12 protein-coding genes and 1 pseudogene are annotated in these 12952 nt (G+C 53.9%); all 13 read left to right on the top strand.

Going from position 1 to position 12952, the window contains the following annotated elements; genetic code table 11:
• Positions 1–112: 112 nt before the first annotated feature.
• The 13 genes and pseudogenes from OGV83_RS12345 to wcaI all read left to right on the top strand — a co-directional run bounded on the left by OGV83_RS12345 (position 113) and on the right by wcaI (position 12951).
• Complete coding sequence (locus tag OGV83_RS12345) at positions 113–1252, top strand: polysaccharide export protein (protein WP_012131699.1); 1140 nt, start codon at positions 113–115, stop codon at positions 1250–1252.
• 5 nt (positions 1253–1257) lie between these two features.
• Entirely contained in the window at positions 1258–1701 is a 444-nt protein-coding gene (gene wzb, locus OGV83_RS12350) for a low molecular weight protein-tyrosine-phosphatase Wzb (RefSeq protein ID WP_012131700.1), read from the top strand.
• A gap of 2 nt (positions 1702–1703) precedes the next feature.
• Positions 1704–3866, top strand: a complete 2163-nt coding sequence (wzc, locus tag OGV83_RS12355; protein WP_153257713.1) for a tyrosine-protein kinase Wzc — start codon at positions 1704–1706, stop codon at positions 3864–3866.
• Between the two features lie 114 nt (positions 3867–3980).
• Positions 3981–4823 (top strand): colanic acid biosynthesis glycosyltransferase WcaA, encoded by an 843-nt coding sequence (gene wcaA / locus OGV83_RS12360; protein ID WP_024130193.1) that lies wholly within the window; start codon positions 3981–3983, stop codon positions 4821–4823.
• 2 nt (positions 4824–4825) lie between these two features.
• Positions 4826–5314 carry a colanic acid biosynthesis acetyltransferase WcaB gene (gene wcaB / locus OGV83_RS12365; protein ID WP_214318762.1) on the top strand — a complete coding sequence of 163 codons (489 nt, stop codon included), beginning with the start codon at positions 4826–4828 and terminating at the stop codon, positions 5312–5314.
• A complete protein-coding gene (gene wcaC, locus OGV83_RS12370; RefSeq protein WP_047462595.1) occupies positions 5311–6528 on the top strand; it encodes a colanic acid biosynthesis glycosyltransferase WcaC in 1218 nt (405 codons plus the stop codon). Before wcaB ends, wcaC begins: the two co-directional genes overlap by 4 nt.
• Entirely contained in the window at positions 6503–7723 is a 1221-nt protein-coding gene (wcaD, locus tag OGV83_RS12375) for a colanic acid polymerase WcaD (RefSeq protein WP_012131705.1), read from the top strand. The genes wcaC and wcaD overlap by 26 nt, the downstream gene beginning before the upstream one ends.
• Positions 7724–7735: 12 nt before the next feature.
• Positions 7736–8482, top strand: coding sequence for a colanic acid biosynthesis glycosyltransferase WcaE (gene wcaE, locus OGV83_RS12380; RefSeq protein ID WP_012131706.1), 747 nt, complete (start codon positions 7736–7738; stop codon positions 8480–8482).
• Between the two features lie 15 nt (positions 8483–8497).
• On the top strand, positions 8498–9052 hold the full coding sequence (gene wcaF, locus OGV83_RS12385; protein ID WP_047462599.1) for a colanic acid biosynthesis acetyltransferase WcaF: 555 nt from the start codon (positions 8498–8500) through the stop codon (positions 9050–9052).
• A 23-nt stretch (positions 9053–9075) separates the two neighbouring features.
• Complete coding sequence (gmd, locus tag OGV83_RS12390; RefSeq protein WP_012131708.1) at positions 9076–10197, top strand: GDP-mannose 4,6-dehydratase; 1122 nt, start codon at positions 9076–9078, stop codon at positions 10195–10197.
• Between the two features lie 2 nt (positions 10198–10199).
• Positions 10200–11165 carry a GDP-L-fucose synthase gene (fcl, locus tag OGV83_RS12395; RefSeq protein ID WP_047462602.1) on the top strand — a complete coding sequence of 322 codons (966 nt, stop codon included), beginning with the start codon at positions 10200–10202 and terminating at the stop codon, positions 11163–11165.
• A gap of 2 nt (positions 11166–11167) precedes the next feature.
• Positions 11168–11641 (top strand): annotated as a pseudogene (locus OGV83_RS12400) (GDP-mannose mannosyl hydrolase); the annotation flags it as partial.
• An 86-nt stretch (positions 11642–11727) separates the two neighbouring features.
• Positions 11728–12951 carry a colanic acid biosynthesis fucosyltransferase WcaI gene (gene wcaI / locus OGV83_RS12405; RefSeq protein WP_047462609.1) on the top strand — a complete coding sequence of 408 codons (1224 nt, stop codon included), beginning with the start codon at positions 11728–11730 and terminating at the stop codon, positions 12949–12951.
• Position 12952: the final 1 nt, after the last annotated feature.

Raw genomic sequence — 12952 nt, forward strand, 5'->3', positions numbered from 1 at the left:
GGACTGATGCCAGTTAAATTTCTTTTCAATTAACTGCAATGTAAATGTGTACAGGCGAAGTCGCTATTTAAATTGCACGGGATAATTACTCTGCCAAAGTGATAAATAATCAATGATGAAATCCAAAATGAAATTGATGCCATTATTGGTGTCGGTAACCTTGATAAGTGGTTGCACAGTACTTCCGGGCAGCAATATGTCTACGATGGGTAAAGACGTGATCAAACAGCAAGACGCTGATTTTGATCTCGACCGTATGGTGAATGTCTATCCGTTGACGCCGCGCCTGGTGGAGCAATTACGACCACGTCCAAATGTGGCGCAGCCCAATATGTCACTGGACCAGGAGATCTCAAGCTACCAGTACCGCGTCGGCCCAGGCGATGTTTTGAATGTGACGGTCTGGGATCACCCGGAACTGACCACACCCGCCGGGCAGTACCGCAGCTCCAGTGATACCGGCAACTGGGTTCAACCCGATGGCACCATGTTTTATCCCTACATCGGCAAAGTGACTGTGGTGGGCAAAACGCTAGGTGAAATTCGCAGTGATATTACCGGGCGCTTAGCGAAGTACATTGCTGACCCGCAGGTGGACGTTAATATCGCCGCTTTCCGCTCGCAGAAGGCGTATGTCTCCGGGCAGGTGAATAAATCCGGCCAGCAGGCGATCACCAACGTGCCGCTCACCGTTCTTGATGCCATCAACGCCGCAGGTGGTCTGACCGAAAACGCCGACTGGCGCAACGTCGTGCTGACGCACAATGGCCAGGAGCAGCGAATTTCTTTGCAGGCGCTGATGCAAAACGGCGATCTCAGCCAGAACCGGTTGCTCTACCCCGGCGACATCCTGTTTGTACCGCGTAATGACGATCTGAAAGTCTTCGTGATGGGTGAAGTGAAGAAACAGAGCACCCTCAAAATGGACTTCAGCGGTATGACGCTCACCGAAGCATTGGGTACGGCGGAAGGTATCGACCTGACCACCTCCAATGCCAGCGGCATCTTCGTGATTCGACCGCTGAAAGGCGAGGGCGGACGCAATGGCAAGATCGCCAATATTTATCAGCTTGATATGTCTGATGCCACCTCTCTGGTGATGGCGACGGAGTTCCGACTGCAACCTTACGATGTGGTGTACGTCACGACCGCACCGGTTGCGCGCTGGAACCGTCTGATCAATCAGTTGCTGCCGACCATCAGCGGTGTCCGTTATATGACGGATACGGCCAGCGACATTCATAACTGGTAAACGTCATGTTTAACAAAATCTTAGTTGTTTGCGTGGGGAACATTTGCCGTTCCCCGACGGCAGAGCGCTTGCTGAAAAGTTATCACCCGTCGTTAACGGTGGAGTCCGCCGGGCTGGGCGCGCTGGTGGGAAGGGGCGCCGACCGGTCGGCGGTCAGCGTGGCGGCGGCGCATAACCTCTCTCTTGAAGGTCATTGCGCCCGCCAGATCTCCGGGCGTATGTGCCGGGATTATGACCTGATTCTGGCGATGGAAAAACGCCATATCGCCAGACTGTGCGAGATGGCGCCAGAGATGCGCGGGAAAGTGATGTTGTTCGGCCACTGGGACAGCGAGCGTGAAATACCCGATCCGTATCGCAAAAGTCGCGAGGCGTTTGAAGCGGTGTACACATTACTTGAAAGGTCTGCTCGCCAATGGGCGCAGGCATTGAACGCAGAGCAGGTATAACAATGACAGAAAAAGTAAAACAGCTTGCCGCTCCGGTAACGGGCAGTGATGAAATCGATATCGGTCGCCTGGTGGGAACCGTCATTGAAGCGCGCTGGTGGGTGCTTGGCATTACGGCGGTATTTGCGCTGTGCGCGGTGATTTACACGCTATTCGCCACGCCGATTTACAGCGCCGACGCGCTGGTGCAAATCGAGCAAAATACCGGTAACTCGCTGGTGCAGGATATTGGCTCTGCGCTGGCCAATAAACCGCCGGCATCAGAAGCGGAAATTCAGCTGATTCAGTCGCGTCTGGTTCTGGGGAAAACCGTTGACGATCTCGACCTGGATATCTCCGTCACCAAAAACACCTTCCCGCTGTTTGGTGAGGGCTGGGAGCGTCTGATGGGGCGGCAGAATGAGACGGTGAAAGTGACAACGTTCACCCGTCCAAAAGAGATGGGCGAGCAGGTTTTCACGCTTAACGTGCTGAGTGACAAAACCTACGAACTGACCAGCGATGGCGGCTTTAGCGCGCGCGGTCAGGCCGGGCAACTGCTGAGTAAAGATGGCGTGACGATGATGGTGAGCGCTATCCATGCCCGCCCGGACAGTGAATTTACCGTCACTAAATTCTCCACGCTTGGGATGATCAACAATCTGCAAAACAACCTGACCGTGACGGAAAACGGCAAAGATACCGGCGTATTGAGTCTGGCCTTCACCGGTGAAGACAAGGATCAGATCCGCGATATTCTCAACAGCATCACCCGCAACTATCTCGAACAGAACGTTGAGCGGAAATCTGCGGAAGCGGCGAAAAGCCTGGCGTTCCTGGCGAAACAGTTGCCGGAAGTGCGCAGTCGCCTGGACGTCGCGGAAAACAAACTCAACGCCTTCCGTCAGGATAAAGACTCCGTGGACTTACCGCTGGAGGCCAAGGCGGTGCTGGACTCGATGGTGAATATCGACGCCCAGCTTAACGAACTGACCTTCAAAGAGGCGGAAATCTCCAAGCTGTTTACTAAAGCGCATCCGGCTTACCGCACGCTGCTGGAAAAACGTAAAGCGCTGGAAGACGAAAAAGCCAAACTGAACGGGCGTGTGACGGCAATGCCGAAAACGCAGCAGGAAATTGTGCGTCTGACGCGCGACGTCGAATCCGGTCAGCAGGTTTATATGCAACTGCTGAACAAGCAGCAGGAGCTGAAGATCACCGAGGCCAGCACCGTCGGGGATGTGCGTATTGTTGACCCAGCGATTGCCCAGCCGGGTGTGCTGAAGCCGAAAAAAGCGCTGATTATTCTTGGCAGCATTATTCTTGGCCTGATGCTCTCTATCGTCGGCGTGTTGCTGCGTTCGCTGTTTAACCGTGGGATTGAAAGTCCGCAGGTGCTCGAAGAACACGGCATCAGCGTCTATGCCAGCATTCCGCTGTCGGAGTGGCAGAAAGCGCGCGATAACGTCAAAACGATTAAGGGTGTTAAGCGCTACAAACAGAGCCAGTTGCTGGCGGTGGGGAATCCAACCGATCTGGCGATTGAGGCGGTGCGTAGCCTGCGTACCAGCCTGCATTTCGCCATGATGCAGGCGCAAAACAATGTGCTGATGTTGACCGGGGTCAGCCCGTCTATCGGCAAAACCTTTGTCTGCGCCAACCTGGCGGCGGTCATCAGCCAGACCAACAAACGCGTGCTGCTGATCGACTGCGATATGCGTAAAGGCTATACCCACGAGCTGCTGGGCACCAACAACGTGAATGGTCTGTCCGACATTCTGGTGGGCAAAGGGGATATCGCCTCCTGCGCTAAACCCACTTCCATCCCGCATTTCGATCTGGTGCCGCGCGGACAGGTGCCGCCTAACCCGTCGGAACTGCTGATGAGCGAGCGCTTTGGCGAACTGATTGCCTGGGCCAGCGCGCACTATGACCTGGTCTTAATCGATACGCCGCCGATTCTGGCGGTGACCGATGCGGCGATCGTCGGACGGCATGTCGGCACCACGCTGATGGTGGCGCGTTACGCTGTTAACACATTAAAAGAGGTGGAAACCAGCCTGAGCCGCTTTGAGCAGAACGGCATTCCGGTAAAAGGCGTAATCCTCAACTCCATCTTCCGACGGGCGACCGGTTATCAGGATTACGGTTACTACGAGTACGAATACAAGTCGGATTCAAAATAATAAGTCGCCTGATGACGCTGCGCTTATCAGGCCTACAGGGCCGACAAGATTGCTGGTAACTGTAGGCCGGATAAGGTGTTTACGCCGCCATCCGACACTATCCGGGGAATGAGAATGACAATAGACAACCCACTGATTTCGATCTACATGCCAACCTGGAATCGGCAGCAACTGGCGATTCGCGCGATTAAATCGGTGCTGCGCCAGGACTATACCCACTGGGAAATGATCATTGTGGATGACTGCTCCTCATCGTATGAGCAGTTGCAGCAGTTTGTTGAAGGGTTAAACGACCCGCGCGTGCGCTACACCCACAATGCGATCAATTCCGGCGCCTGCGCGGTGCGTAATCAGGCCATTATGCAGGCGAAAGGGCAGTACATCACCGGGATCGATGATGATGATGAATGGACGCCGAACCGTCTGAGCGTGTTCCTTGAACATAAGCATCAGCTGGTAACGCACGCGTTTTTATACGCCAATGACTATGTCTGCGAAGGCGAGGTTTACTCGCAGCCGGCCAGTCTGCCGCTGTACCCGAAGTCGCCGTACTCACGCCGTCTTTTTTATAAACGCAATATCATTGGCAATCAGGTCTTTACCTGGGCCTGGCGTTTTAAAGAGTGCCTGTTTGATACCGAACTGAAAGCCGCGCAGGACTACGATATTTTCCTGCGCATGGTGGTTGAGTACGGCGAACCGTGGAAAGTGGAAGAGGCGACGCAGATTCTGCACATCAATCACGGTGAAATGCAGATCACCTCCTCGCCGAAAAAGTTCTCCGGCTACTTTCATTTCTACCGCAAGCATAAAGACAAATTTGACCGCGCCAGCAAAAAGTATCAGCTGTTTACGCTGTACCAGATCCGCAATAAGCGAATGACCTGGCGCACGTTGCTGACGCTGTTTTCTGTGCGTAACGGCAAACGCCTGGCTGACGGACTGCGGGGGCGTTAAGGATGCTGGAGGATCTACGCGCAAACAGCTGGAGTCTGCGCCCGTGCTGCATGGTGCTGGCCTACCGCGTCGCCCATTTTTGTTCCGTCTGGCGCAAAAAAAATGTGCTGAATAACCTGTGGGCCGTGCCGGTGCTGGTGCTGTACCGCCTGATGACCGAATGCCTGTTTGGTTACGAAATTCAGGCCGCCGCAACCATCGGCCGACGCTTCACCATCCATCACGGTTATGCCGTCGTGATCAATAAGCATGTCGTCGCGGGCGACGACTTCACCGTGCGTCATGGCGTCACTATCGGCAACCGGGGCGGCGACAGCCTGGCGTGCCCGGTCATTGGTAACGGCGTTGAGCTGGGCGCTAACGTCATTTTGCTGGGGAATATCACCATCGGCAATAACGTAACTATCGGGGCGGGCAGCGTGGTGCTCGACACGGTTCCCGATAACGCGCTGGTAGTGGGAGAGAAGGCGCGAGTGAAGGTAATTAAATGAATATTCTGCAATTTAATGTTCGACTGGCGGAAGGCGGCGCGGCGGGCGTGGCATTAGACCTGCACCTGCGCGCGCTACAAAAAGGCCTGACCTCGCACTTTGTCTATGGCTATGGCAAAGGCGGGAAGAAAAGCGTCAGCCACAGCAACTATCCGCATGTGATTAAACAGACGCCGCGTCTGACATCGGTCGCCAATATCGCGCTGTTTCGTCTGTTTAACCGCGACCTTTTTGGCAATCTCGATAATCTGTACCGCAAAGTGACCCGGACACCCGGCCCGCTGGTGCTGCATTTTCATGTGCTGCACAGCTACTGGCTGAATCTGGCGGAGGTTGTCGCTTTCTGCGAGAAGGTGAAAAACCACAAGCCGGACGTGAGGCTGGTCTGGACGCTGCACGATCACTGGAGCGTGACCGGACGCTGTGCCTTTACTGACGGCTGTGAAGGCTGGAAAAGCGGCTGTCAGAAATGCCCGACGCTGACCAATTATCCGCCGGTAAAAGTGGACAGAGCGCACCAGCTGGTGGTGGGCAAGCGGCAGCTGTTTCAGCAGATGCTCTCGCTGGGCTGTCAGTTTATCTCGCCCAGCCAGCATGTGGCGGAGGCGTTTAACAGCCTGTACGGGGCAGGGCGTTGTCGCATTATCAATAATGGCATTGATGTGGCGACCGAAGCGATTCTGTCCGAACTGTCGCCGGTGAGCGAGCGCCAGGGCAAACCGAAAATTGCCGTGGTGGCGCACGATCTGCGCTATGACGGCAAAACAAACCAGCAACTGGTGCGCGACATGATGGCGGCAGGCAACAACATTGAGCTGCACACCTTCGGTAAGTTTTCCCCCTTCGACGGTGAGAACGTGGTGAATCACGGCTTTGAAACCGATAAACGCAAGCTGATGAGCGCCCTTAACCAGATGGATGCGCTGGTGTTCAGCTCCCGGGTTGATAATTACCCGCTGATTTTGTGTGAAGCGTTATCTATCGGCGTGCCGGTGATCGCCACGCACAGCGACGCGGCGCAGGAGGTGTTGGCAAAATCGGGCGGGCGAACGTTCAGTGAAGACGAGGTGCTGAACCTGGTGCAGATGAGCAAATCAGACATTGCCCAGGCCGTATTTGGCGCCTCGCTGGAGGCCTTTTGCGAGCGTAGCCGCACCGCATACAGCGGACAACAGATGCTGGAGGAGTATGTCTCGTTCTATCAGAATCTGTAGTTACCTGCTGCTGCCGCTGATCTACCTGCTGGTCAACGTCAAAATTGCCCAACTGGGCGAAAGCTTCCCCATCACCATCGTCACCTTTTTACCCGTTTTGCTGTTGTTGTTCATTGAGCGCATCAGCATTAAAAAATTGATGATTGCGCTGGGCGTGGGGGCAGGGCTGACGGCGTTTAACTACCTGTTCGGTCAGTCGCTGGATGCCAGCAAATATGTCACCTCGACGATGCTGTTTGTTTACATCGTCATCATTATCGGCATGGTGTGGAGTATTCGCTTTAAAACCGTTTCCCCGCATAACTACCGCAAGATATTACGTTTTTTCTATATGGTGGTGGCATTTGTGGTGGCGCTGGCGGCAGTTGAGATGGCGCAGATCATTCTTACCGGCGGCAGCAGCTTAATGGAAGGAATTTCGAAATATCTTATTTACAGTAATAGCTATGTGCTGAATTTTATTAAATTTGGCGGTAAGCGAACCACTGCGCTCTATTTTGAACCGGCGTTTTTTGCTCTGGCGTTAATCTCAATTTGGCTCAGCATCAAACAGTTTGGTATCAAAACCCCTAAGACCGATGCTATGATTCTGGCAGGGATAATATTATCAGGATCATTTTCAGGGGTAATGACCTTTATCCTGTTTTACTTACTGGAGTGGGCATTTCAGTATCTGAATAAGGATGCGATAAGGAAAAAATTGCCACTGGCGATTATTTCGTTGGGCGTATTTTTAGTCGGTGTGGTTTTTGCGTTTCCTTATATCGCTGAACGTCTTGGAGATTTAGGAACGGAAGGCTCATCATCGTATTATCGTATCGTTGGGCCATTAGTGATGGTCGGTTATTCGTTGACCCATATTGATGGCGTAGTCAGATTTGGCTCACTTTATGAATATGTCGCATCATTCGGAATTTTTAACGGTGCGGATGTCGGGAAAACAATAGACAATGGCCTGTATCTGCTGATTATTTATTTCTCATGGTTCGCGGTGTTATTGACCGCATGGTACATGTGGAAAATCTTAAAAATGACGCTGAATGCGTTTGGCGATAATCAGAATTTTCGGGTGCAGCTTTATCTCTTTACGCCGGTATCGTTGTTTTTTACCGGTTCGATATTTAGCCCGGAATATGCATTTTTAATCGTTTGTCCTTTTATTTTGCGCAAAGCGCTAAATATTACGAATTCATGACGAGGTGGTTTTATGTTACTTAGCGTCGTTACTGTCGCCTTTCGTAATTACGACGGCGTGGTAAACACCTGGCGCTCGCTGCGCAACCTGGCGCGCGATCCCAGCCTGACCTTTGAATGGATTGTCGTGGACGGCGGTTCGGATGACGGCACCGCCCAGTTTCTGGAAAAACTCAACGGTGAGTTTAACTTACGTTTCGTAAGTGAAAAGGATCGCGGTATTTACGACGCGATGAACAAAGGCATTGCGATGGCGCAAGGGCGCTATACTCTTTTCCTCAATTCCGGCGATGTGTTTCATGAAGATGTCACCGATTTTGTCCGTCAACTGGGGCGAAAAAATGATGACGCGATGTACATTGGCGACGCGTTGCTGGATTTTGGTGAAGGAAATAAAACCCGACGAAGCGCCAAACATGGCTGGTATATCTACCACAGCTTACCCGCCAGCCATCAGGCTATTTTTTTCCCGACCGCAGGGCTGAAAAAACATCCATACGACCTGCAATATAAGGTGTCATCTGATTACGCGCTGGCGGCCAGCCTTTATAAATCAGGCTATCCTTTCCGTCGAATCAAAGGGTTGGTGTCTGAATTTTCTATGGGCGGCGTGTCAACCTCAAATAATCTGGAATTATGCCGGGATGCAAAAAATGTGCAGCGTAAAATATTACGCGTCCCCGGATTCTGGGCGGAATTATCTTATTTACTACGTCTGAAAACGACAGGCAAAGCAAAAGCCTTATATAACAAAGCCTGAATATAAGGAAAAATGATGCAGGATTTAAGCGGCTTCTCGGTGCCGAAAGGGTTCCGGGGCGGCAATGCAATAAAAGTGCAATTATGGTGGGCGGTGCAGGCGACGTTATTTAGCTGGTCGCCGCAGGTGATGTATCGCTGGCGCGCATTTTTATTACGGATGTTTGGCGCAAAAATAGGAAAAAACGCAGTCATCCGACCTTCTGTAAAAATTACGTATCCGTGGAAATTGACGTTAGGTGATTACGCCTGGGTCGGCGATGACGCCGTTTTATATACGCTGGGTGACATTACGATTGGCGCACACTCTGTTATTTCGCAGAAAAGCTATTTATGTACCGGCAGTCATGATTATGCCAGCGCCCATTTTGATATTAACGCCACGCCAATTGTGATTGGCGAGAAATGCTGGCTGGCGACGGATGTCTTTGTCGCTCCCGGCGTAACGATAGGCGACGGCACCGTCGTTGGTGCGCGAAGCAGTGTTTTTAAATCGCTACCGGCAAACACAATCTGCCGTGGCAATCCCGCAGTGGTAACGCGCGAGCGCGTTGAGAAAGTTACTCCCTAACGGGACTATTTGAGGAAAATGAAATGTCAAAAGTCGCTCTCATTACTGGCGTAACCGGGCAGGATGGTTCTTACCTGGCGGAACTTCTGCTGGAGAAAGGTTACGAGGTTCATGGTATCAAGCGTCGTGCGTCTTCGTTCAATACCGAACGCGTGGATCATATCTATCAGGACCCGCATGCCAGCAACCCGAAATTCCACCTGCACTACGGTGATCTGACCGATTCATCCAACCTGACCCGCATTTTGCAGGAAGTGCAGCCGGATGAAGTCTACAACCTGGGGGCAATGAGCCACGTTGCGGTTTCGTTTGAGTCCCCGGAATACACCGCCGACGTAGATGCGCTGGGTACGCTGCGTCTGCTGGAGGCAATCCGCTTCCTGGGCCTGGAAAAGAAAACCCGTTTCTATCAGGCCTCCACCTCTGAGCTGTACGGTCTGGTGCAGGAAATTCCGCAAAAAGAGACCACGCCGTTCTATCCGCGCTCTCCGTATGCCGTCGCCAAACTGTACGCCTATTGGATCACCGTTAACTACCGCGAATCCTACGGCATCTACGCCTGTAACGGCATTCTGTTCAACCATGAATCTCCACGTCGTGGCGAAACCTTTGTGACCCGCAAAATCACCCGCGCGATTGCCAATATCGCTCAGGGGCTGGAGTCCTGCCTGTTCCTCGGCAACATGGATTCCCTGCGTGACTGGGGCCATGCCAAAGACTACGTCAAGATGCAGTGGATGATGCTGCAACAAGAGACGCCGGAAGATTTCGTGATCGCGACCGGCGTGCAGTACTCCGTGCGTCAGTTCGTCGAAATGGCGGCGGCACAGTTGGGAATCAAACTGCGCTTTGAAGGGGAAGGCGTGGAAGAGAAAGGGATTGTCGTTTCTGTCACCGGTCATGACGCGCCGGGCGTGAAGCCGGGTGATGTGATTATCGCCGTTGACCCGCGCTACTTCCGTCCTGCGGAAGTGGAAACCCTGCTGGGTGACCCGTCAAAAGCGCACGAGAAGCTGGGCTGGAAACCGGAGATCACACTCCAGGAGATGGTGTCTGAAATGGTTGCGAAAGACCTGGAAGCGGCGAAGAAACATTCCTTGCTGAAATCTCATGGCTACGAGGTTGCCATCGCGCTGGAGTCCTGAGGATGATGAAACAACGTATTTTTGTGGCGGGCCATCGCGGGATGGTGGGTTCCGCCATCGTAAGACAGCTGGCGCAGCGCGAGGATGTGGAGCTGGTGCTCCGCACCCGCGACGAGCTGAATTTGCTGGACAGCCGGGCGGTACAGGCATTCTTCGCTGAAGAACGCATTGACCAGGTTTATCTGGCGGCGGCGAAGGTGGGCGGTATTGTCGCCAACAATACGTACCCGGCCGATTTCATCTACGAGAACATGATGATTGAGAGCAACATCATTCACGCCGCGCATCTGCACAACGTGAACAAGCTGTTGTTCCTCGGTTCCTCCTGTATCTACCCCAAACTGGCAAAACAGCCGATGGCGGAAAGCGAACTGCTGCAAGGGTCGCTTGAACCAACCAACGAGCCGTATGCCATCGCCAAAATTGCCGGGATCAAACTGTGCGAGTCCTGGAATCGCCAGTTTGACCGCGATTACCGCTCGGTCATGCCGACCAACCTGTACGGGCCACATGACAACTTCCACCCGAGTAATTCGCACGTCATTCCCGCGCTGCTGCGCCGCTTCCATGAAGCGACCGAGCAGAACGCGCCGGATGTAGTGGTATGGGGCAGCGGGACACCGATGCGCGAGTTCCTGCATGTGGATGATATGGCTGCTGCCAGCATCCATGTGATGGAGCTGGATCGCGAAGTGTGGCAGGAGAACACGCAGCCGATGCTCTCGCACATCAACGTCGGTACTGGTGTGGATTGCACCATTCGGGAGCTGGCGCAAACGATCGCTCAGGTCGTGGGCTACAAAGGGCGGGTGGTGTTTGACGCCACGAAACCGGACGGCGCGCCGCGCAAACTGCTCGACGTAACGCGCCTGCATCAGCTTGGCTGGTATCACGAGGTGTCGCTGGAGGCCGGGCTTGCCAGCACTTACCAGTGGTTCCTTGAGAACCAGCACCGGTTCCGGGGGTAAACATGTTTTTACGTCAGGAAGATTTCGCTACCGTCGTGCGCTCTACGCCGCTGATCTCCATTGATTTGATCGTGGAGAATGAGCGCGGCGAGTTCCTGCTGGGCAAGCGCACCAATCGCCCTGCGCAGGGTTACTGGTTCGTACCGGGCGGGCGCGTGCAGAAGGATGAGACGCTGGAAAAAGCGTTTGAGCGTCTCACTCAGGCGGAACTGGGGCTGCGTTTACCGCTGTCCGCAGGCGCGTTTTATGGCGTCTGGCAGCACTTCTATGACGATAACTTCTCCGGCGAAGACTTTACCACTCATTACGTTGTGCTTGGTTTTCGCCTGAAGGTGAATCAGGCGGATTTGCATCTGCCTGATGAACAACATGAAGATTATCGCTGGCAGACGCCTGATCGGCTTCTGGCAAGCGCCAGCGTTCACGACAACAGTCGGGCGTACTTCCTCGCGGATCGTCAGTCCGGGGCGCCTGGATGTTACACGAAATCATTCAGCCTGAATCAAGGCGGCAGGGGTGAGCAGATGCAGCCAACGCAGAGTCAGGTTGAAGGATGAAGCGTATGAGAATCCTTGTGTACGGCATCAACTACTCGCCGGAGCTAACCGGCATCGGTAAATACACCGGCGAGATGGTGGAGTGGATGGCGCGTGAAGGGCATGAAGTTCGGGTGATCACCGCGCCGCCTTATTACCCGCAGTGGAAAGTGGGCGAGCAGTATTCCTCCTGGCGTTATCGCCGGGAAGAGGGGGCGGCTACCGTCTGGCGCTGCCCGTTATATGTTCCGACGCAGCCATCGACGCTGAAACGCTTGCTGCACCTGGGCAGTTTCGCCCTGAGCAGTTTCTTCCCGCTGATGGCGCAGCGACGCTGGAAGCCGGATCGGATTATCGGCGTGGTGCCGACGCTGTTTTGCACGCCGGGTATGCGTTTGCTGGCGAAACTCTCCGGCGCGCGCACGCTGCTGCATATTCAGGACTACGAGGTGGATGCGATGCTCGGTCTGGGGCTGGCCGGGCAAGGCAAGAGCGGTAAGGTTGCCCGACTGGCCGCCGCGTTCGAGCGCAGCGGTCTGCACAACGTCGATAACGTCTCCACCATCTCCCGCTCAATGATGAATAAAGCGCAGGAGAAAGGGGTCGCGGCAGACAAGGTGATTTTCTTCCCTAACTGGTCGGAAGTGGCGCGTTTTCGCGACGTGACCGCTAGCGATGCGGCCCGCTTACGCCAGACGTTGGGGTTGCCGGATGATAAAAAAATCATTCTGTACTCTGGCAATATTGGTGAAAAACAAGGGCTTGAGAACGTGATTGACGCTGCTGAGCGTCTTACCGATCGCCCCTGGTTGTTTGTCATTGTCGGGCAGGGCGGCGGCAAAGCGCGGCTGGAAAAAATGGCCCGTGAGCGCGGCCTGGATAACGTCAAATTTTATCCGCTTCAGCCTTATGAAGCCTTACCTGCGCTGCTGAAGATGGGCGATTGCCATCTGGTGGTGCAAAAGCGCGGCGCGGCGGATGCCGTTTTGCCGTCGAAACTGACCAATATTCTGGCGGTGGGCGGCAACGCGGTGATTACCGCTGAACCGGAAACTGAACTCGGCCAGCTTTGTCGCGACTATCCCGGCATTGCCGTTTGCGTGGAACCGGAATCGGTCGACGCGCTGGTGACGGGGATTACCCAGGCGCTTGCCATGCCTGAGAACAACACGGTGGCATGCGAATATGCCGAACGCACGCTCGATAAAGAGAACGTGTTACGTCAATTTATTACAGATATTCGGGGATAAA

The organism is Citrobacter sp. CK189, from assembly GCF_030333505.1.
GTDB classification, from domain to species: domain Bacteria; phylum Pseudomonadota; class Gammaproteobacteria; order Enterobacterales; family Enterobacteriaceae; genus Citrobacter_B; species Citrobacter_B koseri.

Excerpts from the sequence above, each read along its gene's own strand:
- OGV83_RS12345 (WP_012131699.1), top strand. The coding sequence starts at position 113 with ATGATGAAATCCAAAATGAAATTGATGCCATTATTGGTGTCGGTAACC.
- wzb (WP_012131700.1), top strand. The coding sequence starts at position 1,258 with ATGTTTAACAAAATCTTAGTTGTTTGCGTGGGGAACATTTGCCGTTCC.
- wzc (WP_153257713.1), top strand. The coding sequence starts at position 1,704 with ATGACAGAAAAAGTAAAACAGCTTGCCGCTCCGGTAACGGGCAGTGAT.
- wcaA (WP_024130193.1), top strand. The coding sequence starts at position 3,981 with ATGACAATAGACAACCCACTGATTTCGATCTACATGCCAACCTGGAAT.
- wcaB (WP_214318762.1), top strand. The coding sequence starts at position 4,826 with ATGCTGGAGGATCTACGCGCAAACAGCTGGAGTCTGCGCCCGTGCTGC.
- wcaC (WP_047462595.1), top strand. The coding sequence starts at position 5,311 with ATGAATATTCTGCAATTTAATGTTCGACTGGCGGAAGGCGGCGCGGCG.
- wcaD (WP_012131705.1), top strand. The coding sequence starts at position 6,503 with ATGTCTCGTTCTATCAGAATCTGTAGTTACCTGCTGCTGCCGCTGATC.
- wcaE (WP_012131706.1), top strand. The coding sequence starts at position 7,736 with ATGTTACTTAGCGTCGTTACTGTCGCCTTTCGTAATTACGACGGCGTG.
- wcaF (WP_047462599.1), top strand. The coding sequence starts at position 8,498 with ATGCAGGATTTAAGCGGCTTCTCGGTGCCGAAAGGGTTCCGGGGCGGC.
- gmd (WP_012131708.1), top strand. The coding sequence starts at position 9,076 with ATGTCAAAAGTCGCTCTCATTACTGGCGTAACCGGGCAGGATGGTTCT.
- fcl (WP_047462602.1), top strand. The coding sequence starts at position 10,200 with ATGATGAAACAACGTATTTTTGTGGCGGGCCATCGCGGGATGGTGGGT.
- wcaI (WP_047462609.1), top strand. The coding sequence starts at position 11,728 with ATGAGAATCCTTGTGTACGGCATCAACTACTCGCCGGAGCTAACCGGC.